This window comes from Pedococcus sp. P3_C7, assembly GCF_056402615.1.
Genome location: NZ_JBFUHC010000003.1, coordinates 409,743 through 434,655, shown reverse-complemented (window position 1 = coordinate 434,655; position 24,913 = coordinate 409,743). Strand labels below are relative to the sequence as shown.

General features: G+C 71.3%; 19 protein-coding genes. 7 read left to right on the top strand and 12 right to left on the bottom strand.

Translation table 11 applies throughout. The annotated features are described in order from the left end of the window. The coding region (locus tag AC1DS4_RS06010; RefSeq protein ID WP_477646004.1) for an HNH endonuclease signature motif containing protein at positions 1–593 on the top strand (593 nt) is incomplete at its 5' end. Positions 594–680: 87 nt separating this feature from the next. Here the strand turns inward: AC1DS4_RS06010 and AC1DS4_RS06005 are convergent. Both AC1DS4_RS06005 and AC1DS4_RS06000 read right to left on the bottom strand, forming a co-directional pair. Further along, entirely contained in the window at positions 681–2,393 is a 1,713-nt protein-coding gene (locus AC1DS4_RS06005) for a phospho-sugar mutase (RefSeq protein WP_477632459.1), read from the bottom strand. A 15-nt stretch (positions 2,394–2,408) separates the two neighbouring features. Continuing rightward, positions 2,409–3,260, bottom strand: coding sequence for a purine-nucleoside phosphorylase (locus AC1DS4_RS06000; RefSeq protein ID WP_477614911.1), 852 nt, complete (start codon positions 3,258–3,260; stop codon positions 2,409–2,411). Between the two features lie 57 nt (positions 3,261–3,317). Between AC1DS4_RS06000 and AC1DS4_RS05995 the strand changes: the two genes are divergently transcribed. Both AC1DS4_RS05995 and AC1DS4_RS05990 read left to right on the top strand, forming a co-directional pair. After that, on the top strand, positions 3,318–4,724 hold the full coding sequence (locus AC1DS4_RS05995; protein ID WP_477632460.1) for an NAD(P)H-quinone dehydrogenase: 1,407 nt from the start codon (positions 3,318–3,320) through the stop codon (positions 4,722–4,724). A gap of 145 nt (positions 4,725–4,869) precedes the next feature. Further along, a complete protein-coding gene (locus AC1DS4_RS05990; RefSeq protein WP_477632461.1) occupies positions 4,870–5,451 on the top strand; it encodes an antitoxin in 582 nt (193 codons plus the stop codon). Positions 5,452–5,539: 88 nt separating this feature from the next. Here the strand turns inward: AC1DS4_RS05990 and AC1DS4_RS05985 are convergent, their stop codons facing one another. Both AC1DS4_RS05985 and AC1DS4_RS05980 read right to left on the bottom strand, forming a co-directional pair. After that, positions 5,540–7,333, bottom strand: coding sequence for an acetyl/propionyl/methylcrotonyl-CoA carboxylase subunit alpha (locus AC1DS4_RS05985; RefSeq protein ID WP_477632462.1), 1,794 nt, complete (start codon positions 7,331–7,333; stop codon positions 5,540–5,542). A 94-nt stretch (positions 7,334–7,427) separates the two neighbouring features. Beyond that, positions 7,428–9,443, bottom strand: a complete 2,016-nt coding sequence (locus AC1DS4_RS05980) for a PQQ-dependent sugar dehydrogenase (RefSeq protein ID WP_477646003.1) — start codon at positions 9,441–9,443, stop codon at positions 7,428–7,430. 144 nt (positions 9,444–9,587) lie between these two features. Here AC1DS4_RS05980 and kynA point away from each other — a divergent pair, with 144 nt between their 5' ends. Continuing rightward, entirely contained in the window at positions 9,588–10,442 is an 855-nt protein-coding gene (kynA, locus tag AC1DS4_RS05975; protein ID WP_477614916.1) for a tryptophan 2,3-dioxygenase, read from the top strand. An 83-nt stretch (positions 10,443–10,525) separates the two neighbouring features. On the opposite strand, the gene AC1DS4_RS05970 is transcribed toward kynA, so the two are convergent. The 3 genes from AC1DS4_RS05970 to AC1DS4_RS05960 all read right to left on the bottom strand — a co-directional run bounded on the left by AC1DS4_RS05970 (position 10,526) and on the right by AC1DS4_RS05960 (position 15,934). Further along, positions 10,526–13,804: a hypothetical protein gene (locus AC1DS4_RS05970; protein WP_477632464.1), complete on the bottom strand. Its 3,279-nt coding sequence runs from the start codon at positions 13,802–13,804 to the stop codon at positions 10,526–10,528. Continuing rightward, positions 13,801–14,433 (bottom strand): hypothetical protein, encoded by a 633-nt coding sequence (locus AC1DS4_RS05965; protein ID WP_477632465.1) that lies wholly within the window; start codon positions 14,431–14,433, stop codon positions 13,801–13,803. The genes AC1DS4_RS05970 and AC1DS4_RS05965 overlap by 4 nt, the downstream gene beginning before the upstream one ends. Positions 14,434–14,554: 121 nt before the next feature. Continuing rightward, positions 14,555–15,934: a glucose-6-phosphate dehydrogenase gene (locus AC1DS4_RS05960; protein ID WP_477632466.1), complete on the bottom strand. Its 1,380-nt coding sequence runs from the start codon at positions 15,932–15,934 to the stop codon at positions 14,555–14,557. A gap of 88 nt (positions 15,935–16,022) precedes the next feature. Here AC1DS4_RS05960 and AC1DS4_RS05955 point away from each other — a divergent pair, with 88 nt between their 5' ends. Continuing rightward, entirely contained in the window at positions 16,023–16,982 is a 960-nt protein-coding gene (locus tag AC1DS4_RS05955; RefSeq protein WP_477614919.1) for a PfkB family carbohydrate kinase, read from the top strand. A 24-nt stretch (positions 16,983–17,006) separates the two neighbouring features. On the opposite strand, the gene AC1DS4_RS05950 is transcribed toward AC1DS4_RS05955, so the two are convergent. From AC1DS4_RS05950 to AC1DS4_RS05940, 3 genes are all read right to left on the bottom strand, one after another. Continuing rightward, a complete protein-coding gene (locus tag AC1DS4_RS05950; protein ID WP_477614920.1) occupies positions 17,007–17,711 on the bottom strand; it encodes a M50 family metallopeptidase in 705 nt (234 codons plus the stop codon). A 74-nt stretch (positions 17,712–17,785) separates the two neighbouring features. Further along, entirely contained in the window at positions 17,786–18,784 is a 999-nt protein-coding gene (locus tag AC1DS4_RS05945) for an SDR family oxidoreductase (RefSeq protein WP_477624894.1), read from the bottom strand. 87 nt (positions 18,785–18,871) lie between these two features. After that, the gene (locus AC1DS4_RS05940; protein WP_477614922.1) at positions 18,872–19,285 is read right to left on the bottom strand and encodes a MerR family transcriptional regulator; all 414 of its coding nucleotides are present in this window, start codon (positions 19,283–19,285) and stop codon (positions 18,872–18,874) included. Positions 19,286–19,408: 123 nt separating this feature from the next. Here AC1DS4_RS05940 and AC1DS4_RS05935 point away from each other — a divergent pair, with 123 nt between their 5' ends. Together AC1DS4_RS05935 and AC1DS4_RS05930 are read left to right on the top strand one after the other, a co-directional pair. After that, positions 19,409–20,590, top strand: coding sequence for an acyl-CoA dehydrogenase family protein (locus tag AC1DS4_RS05935; protein ID WP_477632467.1), 1,182 nt, complete (start codon positions 19,409–19,411; stop codon positions 20,588–20,590). A 52-nt stretch (positions 20,591–20,642) separates the two neighbouring features. After that, a complete protein-coding gene (locus AC1DS4_RS05930; protein WP_477615306.1) occupies positions 20,643–22,262 on the top strand; it encodes an acyl-CoA carboxylase subunit beta in 1,620 nt (539 codons plus the stop codon). A 10-nt stretch (positions 22,263–22,272) separates the two neighbouring features. Here the strand turns inward: AC1DS4_RS05930 and AC1DS4_RS05925 are convergent, their stop codons facing one another. Both AC1DS4_RS05925 and AC1DS4_RS05920 read right to left on the bottom strand, forming a co-directional pair. Next, positions 22,273–22,935 (bottom strand): Maf family protein, encoded by a 663-nt coding sequence (locus tag AC1DS4_RS05925; RefSeq protein ID WP_477624896.1) that lies wholly within the window; start codon positions 22,933–22,935, stop codon positions 22,273–22,275. Positions 22,936–22,993: 58 nt separating this feature from the next. Beyond that, the gene (locus AC1DS4_RS05920) at positions 22,994–24,895 is read right to left on the bottom strand and encodes a Na+/H+ antiporter (RefSeq protein WP_477614925.1); all 1,902 of its coding nucleotides are present in this window, start codon (positions 24,893–24,895) and stop codon (positions 22,994–22,996) included. Between the last annotated feature and the right edge of the window lie 18 nt (positions 24,896–24,913).

The following is a 24,913-nucleotide window of genomic DNA, read 5'->3' as shown; positions in this document are numbered from 1 at the left end:
GTGAGCCGGACCGGCGGCCGTCGGGGCAGCGGCGGATGGACGCCCTGTTGGAGGTGCTGCGCCGCGGGGTCGCCTCGGCCGGTGGGGTGGCCACCACCCCGAAGGCGGAGCTGTTCGTGACCGTGTCGCTGGAGGACCTGGTGGCCCGGTCGAACGCCGCGACCGTGTTCGGGTCGGGGGAGGCGGGCACCCTGATCGGGCCGGACACCGCCCGCCGGATCGCGTGTGACGCCGGGGTCGTGCCGGTGGTGCTGGGCACCGACGGGCAGATCCTGGACCTGGGCCGCCGGTTCCGGCTGTTCACCAGTGCTCAGCTGCGGGCGTTGTGGTTGCGTGACGGCCGGTGCACCTTCCCCGACTGCACCGTGCCCGCGTCCTGGTGCGACGGACACCACCTGCGGCACTGGGCCGACGGCGGTCCGACGGATCTCGAGAACGCAGCGTTGTTGTGCGGGCGGCACCACACGATCGTGCACCGCAACGGCTACCACGGTCAGATCGTCGACGGTCGGGTCCACTGGGACCTGACCCCCGGCGCCTACGACCACTGGCTCACGGTCAGGTCAACTGCCTCCCCACCCTGGCGACCATGACCCAGCCCCACAGCCCGCCACCCCGGCGGGCCCGCTGGCATGCCCGTCGGGCAAGGCCTCAGCCGGCTGGCGCACGCGGACACCCAGTCAGACGGCGGTGAGGGCCTCCATGGCCTTCTTGATCTCGCCGAGCCGGGTGGCGGCGACGGCCCGTGAGTCCCGCAACGACTCCGCACTCGCGACGGGCTCGATGACCTCGAGGTAGACCTTGAGCTTGGGCTCGGTGCCCGAGGGCCGCACGATGATCCGCGAGTTGTCCTCGAGGTAGTAGCGCAATCCGTCGGTCGGCGGGAGGGCCTCGCTGCCCACCGCGAGGTCGTCGGCCCGCGAGACGGGGATGCCTGCCACCTCCTCGGGTGGGTTGTCGCGGAGCCGGGTCATGACGGTGCCGATCAGGGACAGGTCCGCCACTCGCACGGCCAGCGCGTCCGTGGCGTGCACCCCGTGCTCGACCGCCAGGTCGTCGAGCAGGTCGGTCAGCGACCGCCCTTCCGACTTGAGGGTCGCGGTCATCTCGGCCACGACCAGGGCGGCGCTGACCCCGTCCTTGTCGCGCACGTGGGGCGGGTCGACGCAGTAGCCCAGCGCCTCCTCGTAGCCGTAGCGCAGCCCCTCCACACGGGAGATCCACTTGAAACCGGTCAGCGTCTCCTCGTGCCGCACCCCGGCCGCCTTGGCCATCGCCGCGAGGAGCCGCGACGACACGATCGAGTTCGCGAAGACGGCATCGTCGTCGACGCCGCGGGCGAGGATGTGCGCCCCCAGCAGAACCCCGACCTCGTCGCCGCGCAGCATCCGCCAGCCGCCGGGACCGGGCACCGCCACGGCGCACCGGTCGGCGTCGGGGTCGTTGGCGATGACGACGTCCGGGCCCGTTTGCTCGGCCAGCTCGAGCGCGGCGTCCATCGCACCGGGCTCCTCCGGGTTGGGGAAGTGCACCGTCGGGAACATCGGGTCCGGCTCCGCCTGGCTGGCGACCGGGATCGGGGCGGCATACCCCGCCTGCACGAAGGCCTTGGCCACCGTCTCGGACCCGACACCGTGCAGTGCTGTGTGCACGACGGTGACGTCGCGCGGGGTGTCGGCGGCCACCACGGTGACGACGTCCTCGAGGTAGGCGGCGAGCACGCCGTCTCCGAGGGTCTCCCACCCGTCCTTGGCCAGGGGGACGTCCGCGACCGCGGTGACGCGCGCGATCTGGGCGGCGATGCCGGCGTCGGACGGCGGCACGATCTGCGAACCGTCGCCGAGGTAGACCTTGTAGCCGTTGTCCTCGGGCGGGTTGTGGCTGGCGGTCACCATCACGCCGGCGTCGGCCCCGAGAAAGCGGATCGCGTAGGCGAGCACCGGGGTCGGCAGCGGCGAGGGAAGGATCGCGGCGCGACCCCCCGCCCCGACCACGACGGCCGCGGTGTCGCGGGCGAAGACGTCGGAGTTCTTGCGGGCGTCGTAACCCACGACCACGAACGGTTCGGGCTTCAGGGCCTGGACGTATGCCGTGAGGCCGGCGGCCGCACGAATCACCACGGAGCGGTTCATCCGGTTGGGACCGGCGCCGAGGGCGCCACGAAGCCCGGCGGTGCCGAACTCGAGCATCCCCGAGAACCGGTCGGCGAGGTCGTCGACGGCGACCTGGTCGCCCTTCTTGGCCTTGGCGAGGACGTCGCCCAGCTCAACTCGGGTCTCGTGGTCGGGGTCGTCGTCGACCCAGGCCTGCGCGGCGTCTATCAGCTCCTGTGCGTGCGCCTCGGAAGCGGACGGGGAGGTGGCTCCGCGGCCGTGTCGCGCGGCATACGTCATGGTGGACGTCCTCTCTCAGATGGTGGCGACGACGGCGGCGAGCAGCTTGCCGCAGCGTTCGGCTGCGGCCTGGCCGGCTTCGATGACCTCCTCGTGGGACAGCGGCTGGTCACTGATCCCGGCGGCCAGGTTGGTGACCAGCGAGATGCCGAGGACCTCGAGCCCCGCCTGGCGGGCGGCGATCGCCTCGAGGGTGGTGGACATGCCGACGAGGTCGCCGCCCAGCACCTTGGCCATCTGCACCTCGGCAGGCGTCTCGTAGTGGGGCCCGCGGAACTGGACGTAGACGCCCTCGTCGAGGTCAGGATCGACGGCCCGGGCGAGGTCACGCAGCCGCGGCGAGTAGAGGTCGGTGAGGTCGACGAAGTTGGCGCCCTCGATCGGAGACGTCGCCGTCAGGTTCAGGTGGTCGCGGATGAGCACCGGGGTGCCGGGAGCCCAGGCGGGGTTGAGTCCACCACAGCCGTTGGTCAGGACGATGGTCTTGCAGCCGGCTGCCGCCGCGGTGCGGACGGCGTGAACCACGGCCCGCACGCCCTTGCCCTCGTAGAAGTGGGTGCGGGTGCCGTAGACCAGCGCGCGGCGACCGGTGTCGGCGATCGCGACCGAGCGCATCGTGCCGCTGTGCCCGGCGACGGCGGCCTTGGCGAAGCCCGGGACGTCGGCGTTGTCGATCGTGGCGAGCGTCTCGCCGATGAGGTCGCCGGTCTGTCCCCAGCCCGAGCCGAGGACGAGCGCCACGTCGTGCCGAGCCGCGCCGCTGCGTTCGGCGATGGCCGCTGCGGCGGCCCGGGCCACCTCGAACGGGTCCGTCGAGGGGTCTGCCAGGTCTGGATGGCCCGCGGACGGGCTGCGCTGCTCAGTCACGCTCGAAGACTACCGACGCTGCGAGGGGACGGCTCTTCGGATGGTTGGATAGGGCTCGTGAACGCGCCCAAAGCCTCCGTAGTGATCCTCGGCGGTGGCCCCGGTGGCTACGAGGCCGCGCTGGTGGCCGCCCACCTGGGTGCCACCGTGACGGTCGTCGAGCGAGACGGGGTCGGCGGCGCCGCGGTGCTGACCGACTGCGTGCCGTCCAAGACCCTCATCTCGACGGCCGACTTCATGAGCCAGTTCGAGACCGCGTCCGACCTCGGCGTGCACCTCGAGGACCACGAGGGCGACGAGGTCTCCGACTCGGTCGCCGAGCTGACGGCGGTGAACCGCCGGATCCTGGCCCTGGCCGCGGCGCAGTCCCGCGACATCGGCGCGCGGCTCGCGGGTGACGGCGTCACGGTGTTGTCCGGCACCGGTCGCCTGCTCGCTGCCGGCGAGGTGGTGGCAACCCTCGCCGACGGGACCACGGAGACCCTGACCGCAGACGTGGTGCTCATCTCCACCGGCGCGACTCCCCGCGTGGTCCCGACGGCCCAGCCCGACGGCGAACGCATCCTCACCTGGCAACAGATCTACACCCTGGCCGAGCTTCCCGAGCACCTGGTGGTCGTCGGGTCAGGTGTCACCGGTGCCGAGCTGGCCCAGGCCTACCTCGGGCTCGGGTCGCGCGTCACCCTCGTGTCGTCGCGTGACCGGGTCCTCCCGGGCGAGGACGCCGACGCGGCCGCCGTCATCGAGGACGTGTTCCGCAAGAGGGGCATGGACGTGCTCGGGCGCTCGCGGATGGCTTCGGTGTCCCGGACCGCGTCCGGCGTGGTGGTCCGGCTCGAGGACGGCCGAGAGGTCGAGGGCAGCCACGCGCTGCTCGCGGTCGGTTCGGTCCCGCAGACCTCCGGCATCGGCCTCGAGGACGTCGGCGTGGCCGTGAGCGAGTCGGGACACGTGGTCGTCGACAAGGTCTCCCGCACCTCCGTGCGAGGGGTGTATGCCGCGGGCGACTGCACCGGGGTGCTGCCCCTCGCGTCGGTGGCCGCCATGCAGGGTCGGATCGCCATGGCGCACGCCCTGGGTGACGCGGTGGCCCCGCTCAACCTGCGGGCCGTGTCGGCCAACATCTTCACCGACCCCGAGATCGCCACCGTCGGGTTCTCCCAGAGGGACCTCGACGAGGGCACCGTCGACGCGACTTCGGTGATGCTCCCACTGGCCACCAACCCGCGCGCCAAGATGCAGGGCATCACCGACGGCTTCGTCAAGCTGTTCGCCCGCAAGGGCGGCGGCACGGTCGTGGGCGGCGTCGTGGTCGCTCCTCGCGCGTCGGAGCTCATCTACCCGGTGACCCTGGCTGTGCAGCACGGGCTGACGGTCGACCAGCTGGCGGGCACCTTCACCGTCTACCCCTCGTTGTCCGGATCCGTGGCCGAGGCGGCTCGCCAGCTGCACCAACGCGACTGACCTCCGACTGACCTCCGACTGACCTCACGCGTCGCGCCTCGTCCGGCCGTTCCCCCACGTTCGTGGGTAGTGTCCGGGGTGAGGGTGTTGCGATGCGCCGACCACGACGCGTCGACACTGAAGTTCCCGAGAGAGGGGCGTGGGCATGGCAGGCGGATGGCTGGACAAGATCAAGGACCTCGCCAAGGGCAATCCGCAGCAGGCGGACTCTGCCATCGACAAGGTCGAAGACCTCATCGACAAGCAGACCGGAGGCAAGTACGCCGACCAGGTCGACAAGGGTGGTGACGCCCTGCGTGACCAGCTGGGCCTGCCGGAGCAGACCCCGGAGCCCGCGCCCGAGCCGGATCCCGAGCCGGCGCCCGAGCCGGCGCCCGCCCCCAACCCGGAGCCGGAGCCCGCGCCTGTGCCAGAGCCGGCACCCGAGCCCTCGCCCGAGCCGGCGCCCGAGACTGTGCCCGAGCCGGCGCCGGCTCCCAACCCGGCGCCGTCCACCGGCGACCCTCAGGAGCCGGCCTCTGGAGACGGCCCCCTGACGCCGGGGGAGCCGCAGCAGCCTGGGCAGCCCGGTGGCCCGCTCGATCCCTCGCAGGTTCCCGACAGCGGACCGGTGCAGGTCCCCAGCGACGAGCCCGGCACCGGCAACATCCCCGAACCCGGCCCCGACGTCGAGACCGACACGGGCGACGGCGGCACCAAGGAGCTCCCGCCGTTCGGGCGGAGCTGAGCGAACCGGCATACGACAGCGGCGCCGTCTCCCGGCKGGGAGGTGGCGCCGCTCAGGGTTTCTGGGCAGTGCTGGGTATGCCGGGTGGTCAGTCCTTGATCTCGGCGATGACGGCGCCGTTGGTCACGGTCTGGCCGACCTCGGCGAGCAGGCCGGTGATGGTGCCGGCCTTGTGGGCGTTGATCGGCTGCTCCATCTTCATCGCCTCGAGGACGACGACGAGCTCGCCGGCGGCGACCTCCTGGCCTTCCTCGACGGCGATCTTGACGATGGTGCCCTGCATGGGGGCGGTGAGGGAGTCACCGGACGCGGCGGCACCGGTCTTGGACCCGCCGGAGCGGCGCGGGGCCTTCTTCTTCGCCGCGCTGGAGCCGCCGCCGAGCGACAGCCCGCCGGGCAGGACGACCTCCAGGCGCTTGCCGCCGACCTCGACGACGACGCTCTGACGCTCGCCGTCCTCCTCGGGGGCCTGCGCCACGGTGCCGGAGTAGGCCTCGATCTGGTTGTCGAACTCGGTCTCGATCCAGCGGGTGTGCACCGAGAACGGCTTGTCGCCCTCGGGGGCGAAGGCGGGGTCGGACACGATGACGCGGTGGAACGGCAGGACCGTCGGCATGCCGTCGACGGTGAACTCGGCCAGCGCGCGCCGCGACCGCTCGAGCGCCTGGTGCCGGTCGTGACCGGTCACGATGAGCTTGGCCAGCATCGAGTCGAACGCGCCGCCGATGACGTCGCCGGCGACGACGCCGGAGTCCAGGCGCACGCCGGGGCCCGACGGCGGCTCGAAGACCGTCACGACACCGGGGGCGGGCAGGAAGCCTCGACCGGCGTCCTCGCCGTTGATGCGGAACTCGAACGAGTGGCCGGTCGGTGCGGGGTCGTCGTAGCCGAGGGCCTCGCCGTTGGCGATGCGGAACTGCTCGCGGACCAGGTCGATGCCGGTGACCTCCTCGGTGACCGGGTGCTCGACCTGGAGGCGGGTGTTGACCTCGAGGAAGGAGATGGTGCCGTCCTGGCCGACGAGGAACTCGCACGTCCCGGCGCCGGTGTAGCCGGCCTCGGTGAGGATCGCCTTCGAGGCGCGAACCAGCTCGGCGTTCTGCTCCTCGGACAGGAACGGCGCGGGGGCCTCCTCGACGAGCTTCTGGTGACGGCGCTGCAACGAGCAGTCGCGGGTCGAGACGACGACGACGTTGCCGTGGGTGTCGGCCAGGCACTGGGTCTCGACGTGGCGCGGCTTGTCGAGGTAGCGCTCGACGAAGCACTCGCCCCGACCGAACGCAGCGACCGCCTCACGGGTGGCCGAGTCGAACAGCTCGGGGATCTCCTCGATGGTGCGCGCGACCTTCAGTCCGCGACCGCCACCACCGAAGGCCGCCTTGATGGCCACGGGCAGGCCGTGCTCCTTGGCGAAGGCGACGATCTCGTCCGCGGTGTTCACCGGGTCGGCGGTGCCGGGCACGAGGGGTGCGTTGGCGCGGGCGGCGATGTGCCGGGCCTTGACCTTGTCACCGAGGGAGTCGATCGCAGCGGGAGAAGGGCCGATCCACCGCAGCCCGGCGTCCATGACGGCCTGGGCGAAGGAGGCGTTCTCGGCGAGGAAGCCGTAGCCCGGGTGGACGGCGTCGGCACCGGCCTTGCGCGCCACGGCGAGCAGCTTCTCCTGCACGAGGTAGGAGTCGCCGGGGGTGGTGCCCCCGAGCGCGTAGGCCTCGTCCGCGACCTTGACGTGCAGGGCGTCGCGGTCCGGATCGGCATACACGGCAACGGAACCGATGCCACTGTCCGCGCACGCGCGGGCAATGCGCACGGCGATCTCGCCACGGTTGGCAATGAGGACCTTGGAGATCGGCTTCGTCGTCGACTCGGAAATGGGCGCCATGCGCCGGAGCCTAGCCCGTTTCCGCGACGGTACTGCCACCCTGCGGGTGTGGTCTCGCCCACCCGTGGGGCGGCCCTGTCAGCACTCGGCCGGCTCAGCTGAGGACGCCACCCACCTTCGACCAGGTGTAGTGACCGCCGCGACCGTCATAGGCGTACAGGGCGTTGTCGGTCCCGCGGCCGAGCACGACGTAGCTCGTCGCGGAGCGGCTGGTGACGGCCGGCGCGCCGCTCAGCAGCCCACCGATGGCTGTGGCGAAGCTGCCCTGGGTGATCACCGGCGTCTGGCCGTTCCGGCTGACCATGACGGGCGTGGGGCCCTGTGCCAGGGTCGGCCCGGACCACGTCAGCCGACCGAGGTTGGTGAACCCGCCCGCGACTCCTGTCGCGGACAGCACGACGCGGAAGATCTGCCCGTTGGTGCCACGGACGACCACCGAGACGGTCCCGGCGGCACGGTCCGCGCTCGCGGCGGGCGCGGCGGACAACACGCCGCCGACCTGGGTCCACGGGGTCCAGCGAGCGCCGTCCCACCGGATCCGCGACAGCGCATCCCCGGTCGTGCGGGCGACGATGTCGATCGTGCCGGTGCTCAGGGAGGCAGCCGAGGGAGCGCTGGTCAGCGCGCCGCCGACGTCCTCCCACGCGTGGTAGGCGCCGCCGGTGGAGTACGTGTGCAGGAGGTGGCCGTTGCTGCCCTTGGCGAAGAGGTCGACCCGTGAACCACCCCAGGTCACGGCCGCCGGGGCCGAGGCGATCGTGCCGGGAATGAACCGGAAACCGCTGAAGGCGCCACCGGCGGCGGACTGGGTCGTGTACCAGACACGGTTGTCCGTGCCACGCACGAAGGCGGTCACCGCTGACCCGCGAAGCACCGTCGCGACCCCGCTGGGCGAGACGTCGAGGCCGGGGGACCACCGCGGCAATGCGGGGGCGACCGGGTCGACCCGTGAGATGCGGTCGTTCCCGCCGCCGTTGCTGGTGCTGACGTAGACGGCGCCGCCGGCGGCACTCTGGACGGTGCGGATCCGGCCGATCGTGTCATCGAGCTTGCTCAGCTGCTCGTTGCCGATCACGCGCCCGTCGGGCGTCAGGGAGAGGACCCGGACACCCTGGTTCTTCAGCTCGGCGACCGCGAGCGCGCCTTCCCACCGACCCCAGGCCGCCCCGGCGAGGAAGGTGGCTCCGCTCGTGGCGACCGTCGGGCTGCCGGACCGCCACTTCGCGCGAATCGCCGCGGGGTACGTGACGGTGTCGGTCATCGGGACCGACTGGTCGTAGTTGTGCGTGGCGCCGTCCGGGTCCCAGCCGTAGTTGCCGCCGCTGCTCAGCAGGTTGACCTCGTCGTCGACGTCCGGCCCGTGCTCGGCGCTCCACATCTGGGAGGTGCCCGGGCGCAGCGCCAGGCCCTGCACGTTGCGGTGGCCGTACGTGTAGATGAACCGCGCATTCCCGCCCTCGCTGTAGAACGGGTTGTTCGTGGGCGCGGTGCCGTCCCTGTTGACCCGCAACGTCTTGCCCCCCAGGGACGTCAGGCTCTGAGGGGCCGGCCCGGTGATCGCGTCACCCGTGCCGACGTGGAGGGTGCCGTCCGGCGCGTTGCGCAGCCGGCACCCGCCGTGCTGCCCCGTCGTGATGGGTATGCCGGTCAGCACCGGGGAGCCGCTGCGAGTCGCCGACGTGCCGTCGGCAGCAAGGAGCCAGCGCAGCACGCGGATGTCCACCGCGGACGTGCCGGCCCCATTGGAGGCCTGGCAGGTGTAGTAGAGGCGGTTGCTCGCGAACGAGGGATCCAGGGTGAGCCCCATCAGCCCGGACTCCGATCCGACGAACAGGTCCGACTGGTTGGTGGCCACGGTCTGCACCGAGCCGTTCGTGCGCCGCAGCCTCGTGGCGCCGCCTCGCTCGGTGAACAGCACCGACCCGTCGGGGAGCACGGCCAGGTCCCAAGGGAGGGTGAGCCCGGTGGTCAGGGTGGTCACCTGGACGCCTGGCGCGGGTTCTGCGGCTGCCGCGACCTGCGGTGCCACCGTGGGGGTGACCAGGCAGACCGTTGACGCGAGTCCCGCACACAGTCGCACGGCGACCTTGCGGACTGCGTCCCTGCGCACCGCAACCGAACCTGCCGCAACCGAACGCGCCGCAACCCGACGAACCGCAACCGAACGTACAGAGTCCATGCTTGGGACGGTACCCCCGCCGCACGACCTCGGCCTGTTGTCAGGAGGCGCTTCGCGGCGCCATAGGGTGGCGCCATGAGCGGTGATGACGCACGGTCGGTGCGGGAGATCGAAGAGGGTGTGCAGCGGGACTTCTCGGCTGCGATGTCCTACGGCGACTACCTGGGACTGGACCAGCTCCTCACGGCGCAGCACCCGCGGAGCGAGCCGGCGCAGCACGACGAGCTGCTCTTCATCATCCAGCACCAGACCTCCGAGCTGTGGCTCAAGCTGATGCTGCACGAGCTGCGCTCAGCCCGGGCCCTGCTCACCACCGACGACCTGGCGCCCGCCCTCAAGCGGCTGGCGCGGGTCAAGCGCATCCAGGAGATCCTCACCGACCAGTGGTCGGTGCTCGCCACCCTGACGCCGAGTGAGTACGCCGAGATCAGGCCCTTCCTGGCGACCAGCTCGGGCTTCCAGTCCTGGCAGTACCGCGCCGTCGAGTTCCTGCTCGGCAACAAGAACGCCGACATGGTCACGGTTTTCGAGCACGACCCGGTGGCGCGCGACCTGCTCGCCGAGCTGCTGGTCGAGCCGAGCCTCTACGACGAGTTCCTGCGCTACCTCGCCCGCCGCGGGTATGCCGTGCCCTCCGAGCAGCTCGAGCGCGACTTCACCCAGCCCTATCGGGAGAACGACGAGCTCGTCGACACGTTCGCATCGGTCTATGCCAGCCCGAGCGAGCACTGGGGCGTCTACGAGACCTGCGAGGAGCTCGTCGACCTCGAGGACAACTTCCAGCAGTGGCGGTTCCGGCACCTGCAGGTGGTCACCCGCACCATCGGCCACAAGAAGGGCACCGGCGGCTCGTCCGGCGTCGACTTCCTGCGCCGTGCCCTCGACCTGACCTTCTTCCCCGAGCTCTACTCGGTGCGCACCCGCGTCTGACTGCTGGCGGGCCGCCTCGTCGACCCTTCGTCGCGCACCGACCTGCCGCGTGTCGGGTCTCGAAAGGGCTCTGGATCCCTCGCTCAGGTCTTCCGCAGGAGCAGCCCGTCCACCTGGACCGACCTCCCCTTCGTGGTCGCGCGCAGGGTCACCGTCCCCGAGCGTGCCGACGTGAGCACCGGCAGGGACTTCGCCTGTTTGGCCTTCGTCGTCGAGGACCAGAGGCTCACCGTCCCGATCCGGGTCGAGCCCACGTACACCTCCACAGAGCCACAGGTGGAGCAGGTCGTCGCCACCACGGCGACCCGCCGGAAGGCGCCCGCTGACCGGGTCAGCTTCGCACCCACCGTCGTCGTCCGGGTCAGCGTTCCGGCGTATGCCGTGGACGACGCCGCCCGCGTCCATCCCGAGGTCGTGGTCGAGAGGGAGCGGTCGTCGAGCGGACGTGCTGTGCATCGTTCCGTCGACCATGCGGACGTGTTTCCGACCTTGTCGCGGGCTCGCGCCGAGAAGCAGTACTCGTAGCCCGCTTTCGGCGTCACGACCTGGCTGGTCGCTGTCACCTTCGTCCACACCGTCGGCTGGCTCCACGCGGAGAAGGAGGAGGCGGAGCTCGAGGCGGAGCGGTAGCGGACGTCGTAGCTCGCGACCCCGCTCACGTCCGTGGCGGCGTACCGGACCGCGAAGGTCCCGGTGAGGACCAGGGCGGGCAGGGCCGTCACGGAGACGGTGGGCGCTGCCGTGTCGACGATCCAGCGGTAGGAGGCGGTAGACGTGTGGCCGTGCGGGTCCGTGGCCGTCACCGTGAGGGTGTGCGTCCCCGCGGCAAGCGTGCCGGCATACCCGCTGGCGCACTGTGGCACGGCCTTTCCGTCCACCGAGCAGGCAACGGTGATGCCGCCGACCGGCACGGTGTCGTCGGTGACCCGAACGGGGATCCGTGCGGAGCCGGACGTCTTCACGGGCGCCGCGGGGAAGCTGATCGACGGCGCGGCCGTGTCGAGCCTGCGCCACGCGACCGCTGAGATGTCGTTGGTGTGCGCGGGGTTGATCGTCGTGAGGCGCTCGGCCAGAGGAGCGTTCGGACGCCACAACAGCACGTTCTGCCCCGAGTAGGGCCCGTAGGTGGGCACGACGAGGGCGTCGCCTCCGGGAGACCACACCGGCCGGTCGTAGATGGTGTAGATGTCGGAGGCCCTGGCGACCTCCTGTCGCGCCCCACCGGCCGTCGGCACGGTCCAGACGTGGTCGTAACCGGAGTCGTCGGTGGTGACGAAGGCGAGGCGGTCGCCCAGCGGGGAGACGGCGGGCCAGGAGCCCAGCTCGGTGCCGGTGACGGGAGTGCGTTTGCCCGTGGAGTCCAGGGAGAGCACGCCACCCACCGTCACGTCGGTGACGAGGAGGCGGCTGGTGTCAGGTAGGAACGTCGGCTCCACCGTCAGACCGGCGCCCGGGAAGGCCGCCGGCACCGCACCCGTGCCCGAACCCACGCACCACACGGCCACGGTCGTCGTGGTCAGCCGCGAGTAGCAGACCTTGGAGCCGTCCGGACTCCACGTCGGGTCGAGCTCGTCGGCCGTGGAGCTGTCCACGAGCACCCGAGGGGAGGGGCTACCGACGAGCGACCTGACCCAGAGGCCGGCGTCGCCGGTCTCGTCGTAGACCACGTAGGTCAGTGAGCGGCCGTCCGGCGAGACGACCGGCAGGTCGGTGTCCTGGCCGGTGCCCAGGGCATACGGCCGTCCCGTGGCAACGGGTGCCGACCAGAGGTCGCCGGTGGGGGAGGAGCCCTGGGTCGATGAGACGACGAGCTCCTCGTCCGGGGCGACGAGCGTGGCGATGTCGGCGTCGTTGCTGGGCGTGCTGCCGTACTGGTTCGTCGCGACGAGGCGGTACCGGTACGTGGTGCCAGGGACAACCGTCGTGTCGACCCAGGAGAAGGTGTCGGCCGGCAGCTGCGCCATCGCGACGAAGGCGCCATCCCCGGTGGCGCGCTCGACGGCAATGCCCGTCAGGGGTGACAGTCCGTCGCCGCCGACGTCCCAGTGGACGAGCGCTCGTCCCAGAAGCCCGCTCACGTCGGGACGCCACGACCCGGGCGCACCGGACGCGAGGCCCGAGACCACGAGCTCCTGGGAGCCCACTGGCGTTCCGACGGGCACGACGACCGGGACGTTGTCGACGTTCCCGGTGGTGTGTGGGCGGAAGACGACGTCGACCATGCAGCTGGCCTGCGGGTCGAGCGAAGCCGGGCAGTCGGAGTCCGTGACGAACTCGCCTGCCCCCGTGCCGGAGAGGTGCGGAGCGCCCACGGAGGTCGTGACGCTGCCGACGTTCTGGACCCGGACCTGGAGCGGCGTCGAGGACTCACCCACGACGGCTTCGAGGAGCCTGGTGGCGCTGCTCACCGGCGAGACCTGGACCGCGCGGTACGACGCGTCCGAGCCCACGCGAAGCTGGAGCTCGAGCGGGGCAGTGCCGCAGGTGGCGTGCACGTCGGCGTCCAGGCGGTCGACCGTCCCGTCGGCCCGCACCCACGCCTCGCGCACGTCCACGGTGCCCGTCGGGGTCGAGCAGCCCGACGGGACCGTCGAGAGGTTCAGGGGGTATGCCGTGTCGGCAGCCAGCGGGTAGGTGCCGGGTCCGGGGTAGCGCGGAAGGTCGAGAGAGGAGTTGCCCGCGATGAGGGTCGTCGCGTAGGCGCTCGAGACCGGCGCCCTGGACGTGACCGCCCCCCCGGCCATCGTGTCGACCACCGTGACGGCCATCAGGCCCTCCACCACGACGGCGGACCGCCCGCTGGGGGTGGGCAGGTCGGGCAGGTCCGGGCGAGCGACCGTGACGGGCTCGCCGGCGACCTCGCCGGCCAGGTTCACGGCGGCAACCGTGTAGGTGGCGCGCTCCGCCTTGGCGAGCGTGGTGTCGACGAAGGCCGGGCTGGAGAGCTCCGCAACGACGACAGGCTCGGCGCCGTCCACGCGGCGCACTCGCCACTTCTCGGGCGGTGGGCTGGTCGAGTCGGTCGACCAGCGCAGGCGCACCCCGTCGTACCCGGCGTCGGCCACGACGTTCGTGGGGGCGAGTGGAGGGTAGACCACCTCGGCAACGGACACGCCCACCCGGAGCAGGCCGGTGTAGAGGGTCGGGGCCGGGATGGCGAGCCACGCGGGATAGCCCCCACCAGGGATGCCGTCGTCGACGTACTCGACCGTGAGGGTGCACGGCGCGCCCGCCACGAGCGTCTGCCCGGAGCAGGTGTCGGTGCCCGCGACGACCTCGAGGCGAGGCTGGTCGGCGGCCACCGTGGCCGGAGTCGCGTCGCCCAGGGGGAGTGGCTCGGTGCCGGTGTTGCGCAGGGTCATGAGCCGGGCCGACCGCGACCCTGCAGTGACCTCCCCAGCTTCACGGCCGCCGAGGCGCCGGAGGTGTAGCCGCGCGTACTGGCGACCCGCACGATGCCGGAGAGCGTGCCACCGCCTGAGCAGGACATCTGGTACGACGCAGACAGGCTCGTGAGGACTCCGTCTGCGGCGTACTCGACGTCCTCCACCTCGAGCCGGCCGGGGGCCGAGCTCAGGGTGGTGCAGAAGCTCGGTGGCGACACCACCCGGACGACCGGCTGGGTTCTCGTCCCGCCCGGGAGGTAGCTCGTGGGACGGAACGAACCCACCGTGAGGCGGCCCGTCGAGTCCGGGATCACCTCGATCCCCGGTCCGGTCCGGGCATCGGTGGGCCGCGTCAGTCGCACCCCGCCGGGGGTCGCAGTGGCCGAGACCACTGGCGCGTTCCCGCGCAGCGAGTCGTACAAGGCCTGCGAAGTGTCCGGTCCGTAGTACGACGAGTCGTTGACGTGGTCGACGACGAGGGCGTCGCGCACGACCGGGTCCTCCGCGTGCGCCGTCGCAGGCACGCCGACCCACGTCCCCGCCACCGCCACGGCCGTCACGACCGCCCGGGCCGCCAGCCGCGTGGCCCTCTCCCCTATTCGCATGCGCGCCGTTCCCGTCCACCATCCCCAACCGCCCGGATCGGAGCGGCCGGGGAACCATATCCCGGGCCGGTGCGTGGTCGAGGACGAATCGGTCGGATCCGGACCTTCGGACGCCAGGAGGCTAGGGCGCGAGCCAGCCTTCGGGGCCGCTCGACCCCGCGGCATACGTCTCCAACGGCACCTTGTCGTCCGCCCACGCCTTGATGACCGGTGCCATCACCCGCCAGCACTCCTCCGCGGCATCGCCGCGCACCGTCAGCAGCTGGCTGCCGTCGAAGATCTGCGCCAGCACCTCCCCGTAGGGCTGCATGCGGGGTGCGGCGAGGCCGGCCGTCAGGGTCTTCTGCTCGAGGTCGACCGGGTCGCCCTCGGCGTTCATGGTCACAGTGAGCGAGACGGCGCCGGGCTTGAGGTCGATGGTCAGCAGGTCCCCGTCGGAGCCGCCGGTGAAGCCGGTCGGCAGGTGCGGGACGTCGCGGAAGTGGGCCACGATCTGCTTGCGCGGCGCGCCCATGGCCTTGCCACTGCGCAGCACGAACGGCACCCCGGCCCACCGCTGGTTGGCGACCTCGAGGGTGACCTGCGCGAGCGTCTCGGTGGACCGCTTCGGGTCGACGCCCTCCTCCTTGGCGTAGTCCGGCACCGTCCGGCGGCCGAGCTTTCCCTCGGTGTAGCGCGCGCGCCGCGAGGACCGCTTGGGTGAGCCGCCCCAGATCCTCGTGGCGCGCAGCACCTGGGCCTTCTGGTCCTGGAGCTCACGGGCGTCGAGGGCGGCGATGGACTCCATCGCGAAGAGCGCGAGCACCTGGAGCAGGTGGCTCTGCAGCATGTCCTTGAGCGCCCCGGCGCCGTCGTAGTACCCGGCCCGCCCTTCGAGAGCAAGGTCCTCGTCGTAGACGATCTCGACCCGCTCGATGTGTTCGGCACTCCAGATCGGGGCCAGCACGCGGTTGGCGAACCGAAGGCCAACGAGGTTGAAAACTGTTGCGACACCTAGGAAGTGGTCGATGCGAAAGATGTCCTCCTCCGGCACCACCTTGTGCAGGAGGGCGTTGAAGTGCACTGCTGACGCGTGGTCGGTGCCGAACGGCTTCTCCAGGGCGAGCCGCGTGACCTCGGGCAGCTCGACGTGCCGGAGCAGCTCACAGACCTTCATGGTCACCTGAGGAGGCAGCGCGAAGAAGATGACCAGGGGGCCCGCACCGCAGCCGGCCACCAGCTCGCGCAGCGCCGCCTCGTCGAGCAGGTCGGTCTTGACGTATGCCGTGTGCTTCGTGACCGCGCCGGTCACTGTCGCCGGTGGCTTGGCCTCGGCGAACGACTCCTTGACGCGGGCCTTCCACTGGGCGGCGGTGACGTCGACGCGGTCGGCGCCGACGACCCTGACCCGACGCTCGGGCTCGACCACCAGCAGGCTGGCCAGCCCGGGCAGCAGCAACCGCCTGGTCAGGTCGCCCCCTGCGCCGAGGATGAGCAGGGTCGTCTCCGGTGCCGTCGCCATGCCGTGCAGCATTACACGGCAGGGGGATCAGGTCGCCATGGGTCGCGCGGGGAGCACCGGACGCGCCCACCCGGCATACTCGCTCAGCATGAGCACCCACGAGGGCGCGCCGGACCGCGCGGCGGCTCCGCGGGTCATCCACACCGCACAGGCCCTCGTCGACGAGGTGGTCGTGGTCGAGGCGCTGCCGGTGCGTGGTGGCAACGCGGTGGCGCAGTCCTATGCGCGGTATGCCGGGGGAGCGGTCAACATCCTCGTGGCCGCGGCGCGTTCGGGGGCCCGGGCTGTGCTGGCTGGGGCCGTGGGGACGGGCGCCAACGGCGACCTGGTCCGGTCGGCGCTCGCGGCCGAGGGCGTGATCGCGAGCAGCCCACCTGTCACCGACCTCGACACCGGGATCTGCTTCGTGATGGTCGAGCCGAGTGCGGAACGCACCTTCGTGACGACCCAGGGCGCCGAGCGCCGGATCAGCGTCGAGTCGCTGCAGACCTCGTCCCCGGTGGCCGGGGACCTGGTCTGCGTGAGTGGCTTCTCGCTCGTGGGTCGCACGAGGGACCCGCTGGTGGAGTGGCTGGACGGACTGGCGACGGGTGTCGTCGTGGTCCTCGACCCGGGCGCTGCCTTCGCCGACCTGCCCGACGAGCTGCAACAGCACGTCCTCGCCCGCACGAACGTGTGGACCAGCAACGCCGAGGAGGCCGAGCAGCTCACGGGGCACGCCGATCCCGCGGCTTCGGTGGAGGCGCTCACCGGGCGTCTGCCCGCGGGTGCCGTCGCCATCGTGCGCGACGGGCCCAAGGGGTGCCACCTGCGCGAAAGGGGGCAGACGGCATACCTGCCGGGCTATCCGCAGGAGGCGGTCGACACCAACGGTGCGGGAGACACCCACACCGGCGTGCTCGTCGCCTGCCGCACCGCAGGCCTGGAGTGGGAGACGGCGGCGAAGCGGGCCAACGCGGCAGGGGCGATCAAGGTGACCCGCCGTGGCCCGGCGACCGCGCCGACGGCTGCCGAGATCGACGAGTTCCTCGCCCTCCAGGATCGGTAGGCGGACACCGGGTCGAGCCGGTGGCTAGCGCCAGGCGGCGGCGACCTCGACCGCTGCCAGCGCTGATGCGCCGGCGCAGACGAGGAGGAACGTGCCGTTCCAGACGGCTCGCGGCACGTGGGTGAGCGACGCGAGGACCGCCGGGTCGCTCGAGTGGGCACGTGTCCGCAGCACGGCGCCGAGGTGTCGCCAGGCCCCGACCAGCAGCACGATGCCGGACCCCACGAGGACCTGAGCCTGCACCGCGTCGTCGCGCCACCACCACAGCGCAGCCGTGGCGCCCAACGCGGCCAGCATCACCACCGCAGTGAGCAGTGAGCGCACCCGGACGAGCGCGACCAGCAGCACGACGCCGACCAGCGTGACGGCCGGGGCCGCCCACCCGCGACCCGCGGTCCAGACCAGCGCCGCACCCACCACCGCCGGCGCGGGATAGCCGGCCCACGTCGAGAGCACCCGACCCACACCACGCGACGGACCGACGGTGACCGCGTGCCCGGACATGTCGCCGCGCAGCACGAACCCGGTGAAGCGGCGGCCGACGGCAAGGCCCACCATGGCGTGACCGAGCTCGTGGACCAGGGTCACCGCGAGCCGCAGGACCTGCCAGACGGCGGGTACTGCCACCACGAGGAGGGCTGCCACCAGGGCGACGGTCACGGCGGGAGCACTCAGGGCGACGTCACCCGTCGAGGGCTCGATCCGGCCACGCACCTGTTCCCAGTCCACGGCGGCGAACCTAGCCGACGTCGCTGTGCGCGAGGGTGGGGCCCTCCTGGTGCGGGAGCCCTCCTGACTCGGGGCTACCGGCTGGGAAGACGGTGGGCCTCGACCAGGCGGTCGTACAGGGCGTCGAGCTGCTGGTCGACCGTCCGGCGGGCGGGATCCGCGTCGTGCCAGTCGACGATCTCCTGCGCCCCCTGCCGGAACGGCACGCGGGCGGTCCAGCCGGGCACGAGCGTGCGGATCTTGGTGTTGTCGAACACCATCGAGTGCGCCTTGTCGCCCAGCAGGCTGTCGCCGAACTCCTCGTCCACGGCGGCGATGGCCTCGGACGTCACGTGCACGAGGTGTGGCTCCACCCCTGCGGCCTCGGCGACGTCGGCGTAGATCCTGTTCCACGTCGGCGCCTCGTCGCCCGTGATGTGGAACGCCTCGCCGAACGCCTCACGACGGCCCAGCAACCCGACGAAGGCCCGCGCGAAGTCGGTGTGGTGCGTGATGGTCCACAGGGACGTTCCGTCGCCGTGCACGACGACGGGCTTGCCCTGCCGCATCCGCTCGACCACCGTCCAGCGACCCTCGAAGGGCGGCAGGGTGTGGTCGTAGGTGTGCGACGGCCGGACGATCGTCACCGGCAGGCCGCCGTCCCGGTAGGCCCGCACGAGCAGGTCCTCGCAGGCGATCTTGTCGCGCGAGTACTGCCAGAACGGGTTGCGCAGCGGAGTCGACTCGGTGACGGGCAGCCGCGACGGGGGCGTCTGGTAGGCCGATGCCGAGCTGATGAAGACGTACTGCCCCGACCGCGCGGCGAACTCGTCGAGCTGCTGCTGCACCTGGTCCGGCGTGAACGACAGGAAGTCGACGACCACGTCGAACTCGCGGCCGCCGACGGCCTCCCGCACTGCTTCCGCGTCCCGGACGTCAGCCTGCAGCGCCTCGGCGTCGGGGTGCGGCGGATGGGTGGTGCTGGTTCCGCGGTTGAGGATCGTGACGCGGTGTCCCTGCGTGACGGCTTCGGCGACGCACGCCGAGCTGATCACGCCGGTGCCACCGATGAACAGGACGGTGCGTGCGGCCATGTCACGAGCCTAGGACCAGGGCCCGGTGACTGCCCCTGATGACTGCCTGTCCCTGATGCCTGCCGCCTCGTGTCGGGGTTGCTCGCGTCAGCCCAGGCGATGGAGGTCCGCGCGGCAGCGGCGCTCGAACTCCCCGAGCTCGGTGATGGCGTCCTCGAGGTCGCGGCGACGCTGCTCGAGGTCGGCGCGACGCTCGTCGATCTGGTCCAGCACGTACTCCAGCTGGCTCGCCTTGCCGCGCGGCCGGTCGTAGAGATCGATGATCGTGCGGATCTCCTCGAGCGGGAAGCCGAGCCGCTTGCCCCGCAGGATCAGCGCGAGGCGGGTCCGGTCACGGCGGTGGTAGATCCGCACGGTGCCCCGTCGCTCGGGGGTGATCAGGCCCAGGTCCTCGTAGTGCCGCACCGTCCGGTGGGTGACCTCGAACTCGTCCGCGATCTCGCGGATCGTCCAGGTCTCCCGGACGCGCTCGTCGACGGCGGTGGAGGCGGGGGCTGGCATACCCGTGAGTATTGCTTTACGTTTACGTCAACGTCAAGCACCACCACACCCACGGTATGCCGCGTGGCCGGGAGCAGGTGTCCGATCGACACCGCCCCGGGCGCGCACCACGAAGGAGAATCGATGTTCGAGCTGAGCAAGGAGCACGAGGACTTCCGCAAGGTCGTCCGGGAGTTCGCCGAGGCAGAGGTCGAGCCGCACATCGCCAAGTGGGACAAGGACCACCACTTCCCGAGCGACCTCGTGCCGAAGATGGGCGACCTGGGGCTGTTCGGCCTCGTCGTGCCCGAGGAGTTCGGCGGGATGGGTGACGACGGTGACTTCACCTCGCTCTGTGTCGCCATCGAGGAGCTCGGCCGGGTCGACCAGTCGATCGGCATCACGCTGTCGGCCGGGGTCGGCCTGGGCATCAACCCGATCCTGACCTACGGCAGCCAGGAGCAGAAGGAGCGCTTCCTGCCCGACCTCGTGGCGGGTCGCGCGCTCGCCGGGTTCGGCCTGACCGAGCCCGACGCCGGGTCCGACGCCGGTGCCACCCGCACCAAGGCCGTCCGCGAGGGCGACGAGTGGGTCGTCAACGGGTCGAAGGCCTTCATCACCAACTCCGGCACGGACATCACCTCCGTGGTCACCGTGACGGCCCGCACCGGCACGAACGACGACGGCTCGGCGCAGCTCAGCGCCATCATGATCCCCTCCGGCACCAAGGGCTTCACCGTCGAACCGGCCTACGACAAGCTCGGCTGGCACGCCTCCGACACCCATGGCCTGACCTTCGAGAACTGCCGCGTGCCGGCCGGAAACCTCCTCGGCAACGAGGGCGAGGGCTTCAAGCAGTTCCTCAAGACCCTCGACGACGGCCGCATCGCCATCTCGGCCCTCGCGGTCGGCATGAGCCAGCGGATGCTCGAGGAGACCACCGAGTACGCCAAGACCCGCAAGGCGTTCGGCAAGCCGATCGGCGTCAACCAGGGCGTGTCCTTCCAGATCGCCGACCTCGCCGTCATGGTCGAGGCGTCGCGCCAGCTGACCTACAAGGCCGCCTGGCTCAAGGACGAGCTCGAGCACGGTCGCCGCTCGGTCAAGGAGGTCAAGCAGGCCGCCGCGATCTGCAAGCTCTACTCGACCGAGGCGGCCGTCACCGCGACCCGCATCGCCACGCAGGTGTTCGGCGGCAACGGCTTCATGGAGGAGTACCCCGTCGCCCGCTTCTACCGCGACGCCAAGATCCTCGAGATCGGCGAGGGCACCTCCGAGGTGCAACGCATGGTCATCGCCCGCCACCTCGGCCTGTCGACCGCCTGAGCCCGTGACAACCGACGCAGACGCAGCAGCCCCCGAGACAGTGCGAGAGGGTATGCCGGTGACCTCCACCTCGTCGTCAGGCGCCTCGGCGTCCACCCCCGCCCTTCCGTTCGCCGTCGGAGCCGACTCCGGCACCGACCCGAAGGTGACCGACGTCCGGGAGCGGCTCGCCGCGGCATACCTGGCCTCTGCGGCGGCGCCCGAGAAGGCGCAGGCCAAGCTGGACGCGCAGGGCAAGCTCTACGTGCGCGACCGGATCGCGATGCTGTTCGACGAGGGGAGCTTCGTCGAGGACGCGCGGTTCGCCAACGCGACGGCGAAGGGCCTGCCGGCCGACGGTGTCGTCACGGGTCGCGGCACCGTCGACGGACGCCCCGCGATCGTGATCGCCAACGACCCGACGGTCAAGGCCGGGTCGTGGGGGGCGCGGACGGTCGAGAAGATCGTGCGGGCCACCGAGATGGCGCTGCGCGAGGAGCTGCCCGTCTTCTGGTTCGTCGACTCCGCGGGCGCCCGCATCACCGACCAGGTCGAGATGTTCCCCGGACGCCGCGGCGCGGGCCGCATCTTCCACAACCAGGTCGCACTGTCGGGCAAGGTGCCCCAGATCTGCTGCCTGTTCGGGCCGAGCGCCGCGGGCGGTGCCTACATTCCCTCCTTCACCGACCTGATCATCATGGTCGAGGGAAACGCCTCGATGTATCTCGGCAGTCCTCGCATGGCGGAAATGGTTGTGGGAGAGAAGGTTTCGCTGGAGGACATGGGTGGTGCGCGGATGCACTGCACGGTCTCCGGTGTGGGTGACCTGCTGGTCGCCGACGACACCGAGGCCATCGAGATGGCGCGGCTGTACTTCTCCTACCTGCCGGCCAACTGGCGCTCCGACCTTCCGTCCTACGCGCCGGAGGAGCCCTCGACGCCGCTGACGCGGCACACCGTGCCCGAGCGCGAGAGCCAGCCCTTCGACATCCACGAGGTCATCGACGGCCTCGTCGACGACGAGTCGTTCTTCGAGGTCAAGCCTCTGTTCGCGCCGGAGCTCGTCATCGGGTTCGGCCGGATGGCGGGGGAGACCGTCGGCATCGTCGCCAACAACTCCATCGTCAAGGGTGGGGTGCTCTTCACGGACAGCGCCGACAAGGCCGCGCGGTTCATCTGGCTGTGCGACGCCTACTCGATCCCGCTGATCTACCTCGCCGACGTCCCGGGCTTCATGATCGGGTCGGAGGTCGAGCGCGGCGGCATCATCCGGCACGGCGCCAAGATGGTGCACGCGGTGTCCTCGGCGACCGTCCCGCAGTTCTGCGTGATCGTCCGCAAGGCCTACGGCGCCGGGCTCTACGCCATGGGCGGTCCCGGCTTCGGTCCCGACGCGACCATCGCGCTGCCCACCGCGCGCATCGCCGTGATGGGCCCGGAGGCGGCCGTCAACGCCGTCTACGCCAACAAGATCGCGGCGATCGACGACCCGGCCGAGCGTGAGCAGTTCGTGCAGGACATGCGGCGCGAGTACGAAGAGGACGTCGACCTCGAGCGGCTCGCCGCCGACCTGGTCCTCGACCAGATCATCGAGGCCGACGCCCTGCGTGCCGAGCTCCTGCTGCGGCTGCGCTACGCCAAGGCCCGCGAGCGGCACTTCGCCACCAAGCGGCGCGACATCCCCCCGGTCTGACGGGTTGCGGTCAGCCGCGCTCGCCCTGGGCGCCCCGGTGCGCGGTGCTGCGCAGGTCGTGCCATGCCAGTCCGACCTCCATGAGCAGCTCGCGCAGCAGCGGCAGCGAGAGCCCGACCACGTTGCTCGGGTCGCCTTCGATGCCGGTGACGTAGGGCCCGCCGAGCCCGTCGAGGGTGAAGGCCCCGGCGACACGCAGGGGCTCGCCCGTCTCGACGTAGGCCTCGATCTCGTCGTCCGTCAGCTTGGCGAAGTGGACCGTGGTGGAGGCGGTGGCCCCGAGCGTGGCGCCCGTCCCACCATCGGCCTCCTCGCGGGTGTCGACGACCCAGTGGCCGGTGTGCAGGACGCCTGAGCGGCCGCGCATCTGGCGCCACCGCGACCTGGCCTCCGCCGCTGACGCGGGCTTGCCGTGGATCTCGCCGTCGAGGTCGAGGACCGAGTCGCACCCGACGATGATCGCGTCGTCGATCTGGTCGGCCACGTCCTCGGCCTTGGCGCGCGCCAGAACCAGCGCGACGTCCTCGGCGACCAGCTCGCCGTAGGTCTCGAGGGCCGCTGCGGTCACCGCTGCCTCGTCCACGGAGCTCACGACCACGCTGGGCTCCAGCCCCGCAGCGGCGAGCAGTCGACGGCGGGCGGGGGAGGCGGAGGCGAGCACGAGGGACGTCACGAGGCGAGGCTACCCACCCGAGGCGCCGACGCGGCATACCCGCGTGTGGCCGCGGCGCTCAGCCGAGCTGGTCGTCGACGAAGCACCAGCGCCAGGACTCGCCCGGCTCGAAGCTGCGCATCACGGGGTGGTCGGTCTCTCGGAAGTGCGCCGAGGCGTGCTTCTGGGGTGAGGAGTCGCAGCACCCGACGTGGCCGCAGTCGAGGCACAGCCGCAGGTGGACCCACGTCGTGCCGTCCCGGAGGCACTCCTCGCACCCGTGCGGGCTGGTCGGCGCCACGAACCGGTCGTGGTGGTCGGCGAGGTGCTGACACTCGTCCTCGGGGCGCTCCGGGGGCAGCAACGGGTCCTCACGGAGCTCGTCGGAGCGTTCCTCGATCCGGTCGAGCATCGACTCCTCGATGTCGAGCTGGGCGAAGACGTGACCCAGCACCTCCTGGTCGACCGTGCCCGCGTCGCGGATCCGCAGGAGCTCGGCGCGCTCGGCCCCGAGCATGATGAGCCGCACCCGGCGGTAGGTCGCGCTGGGCGTCTCGACCGCGTCGGCGCGCCCCTGGCCGAGCCGCTCCCAGACGATGTTCGTGCGGTTCTCGGCGCGCCGGCGCAGGGTCTCGATGACGTCGTCGTCGACGTCGTGGTGCTCCTCGAGCGCCTTGAGCCCGGCCGCGACCGACGACTGGAGGATGGTCGCCTCCTGCAGGGCGTCCTCGCGTGGGTCGGGGCCGCGCACGCCGAGGCTCCTGGCGAGCCAGGGCAGCGAGAGTCCTTGCAGGAGCAGGGTCGCCACGGTGACGGTCATGGCGGCCAACACGAGCGTGGAGCGCTCGGGAGTGCCCTCCGGCAACGTGAAGGCCGCGGCGAGGGTCACCACCCCGCGCATGCCCGCCCACGAGATGACGGCGGCTGCCCTGGGGTGGAACTTGCCCTCGCCCTTCGGGAGCTTGGCTTGGAGGAGCTTGAAGGGGAAGACCCAGATCGGTCGCAGGATCACCACCGTGGCCAGCACGGCAAGGCACACCAGGATCACCCGACCCCACCCCGGACCGGTCTGGCCGGCGTCCTCCACGAGCCGGCGCATCTGCATGCCGAGCATGAGGAACACGACGTTCTCGAGGATGAACTGGATGGTCGTCCAGTTGATCCGCTCGCTCAGCCGCGACGAGGCGTTCTGGATGATCGGCGACTTGTGCCCCAGCAGCAGGCCCGCGACGACCACGGCCAGCACTCCGGAGCCGTGGTAGTGCTCAGCGGGCAGGTAGGCGAGGTAGGGGACGATGAACGAGATGGACGTGTCGATGGCCGACTCGGTGACCTTGCGCCGGACGAAGGCGATCACGACCGCCACGAGCACCCCGAAGCCCACCCCGAGCACGACCGCGCGGCTGAAGTCGAAGGCCACCGAGCCCATCGTCACCTTCTCGGCGTGCTTGCCGGACGCGACGGCGCCCGCGGCGAGCGGGAAGGCGGCGATGGCGGTACGCAGTGACACCAGCGCCGTGGCGTCGTTGACCAGCGACTCGCCCTCGAGGATGGTCACGATCCGTCTCGGCAGCCCGATCCGTCTCGCCACTGCCGTGGCGGCGACCGCGTCGGGGGGCGCGACGATCGCACCGAGCCCGAAAGCCACCGCGAACGGGACGTCGAGCAGCTTCCAGGTGACCAGGCCCACGCCCGCCGCGGTGAACAGGACGAGCCCGACGGACAGGCCCAGGATCGGTGTCCAGTTGGCGCGGAAGTCCACGAGCGAGGTGCGGATCGCGGCGGCATACAACAAGGGCGGCAGCAGGCCGACCAGGACGACCTCGGAGCTCAGCTCCGGCTCGGGGATGAACGAGACGTAGCTGACTGCGACACCCACCACGAGCAAGGCCAGGGGCGCGGCGACGCGCCACCTCTGCGCGAAACCCGCGACGACGATGACGGTCGCGATGATGGCGACGATGGCGCCGGCAGTTTCCACGGGGACATCCTCGCAGGC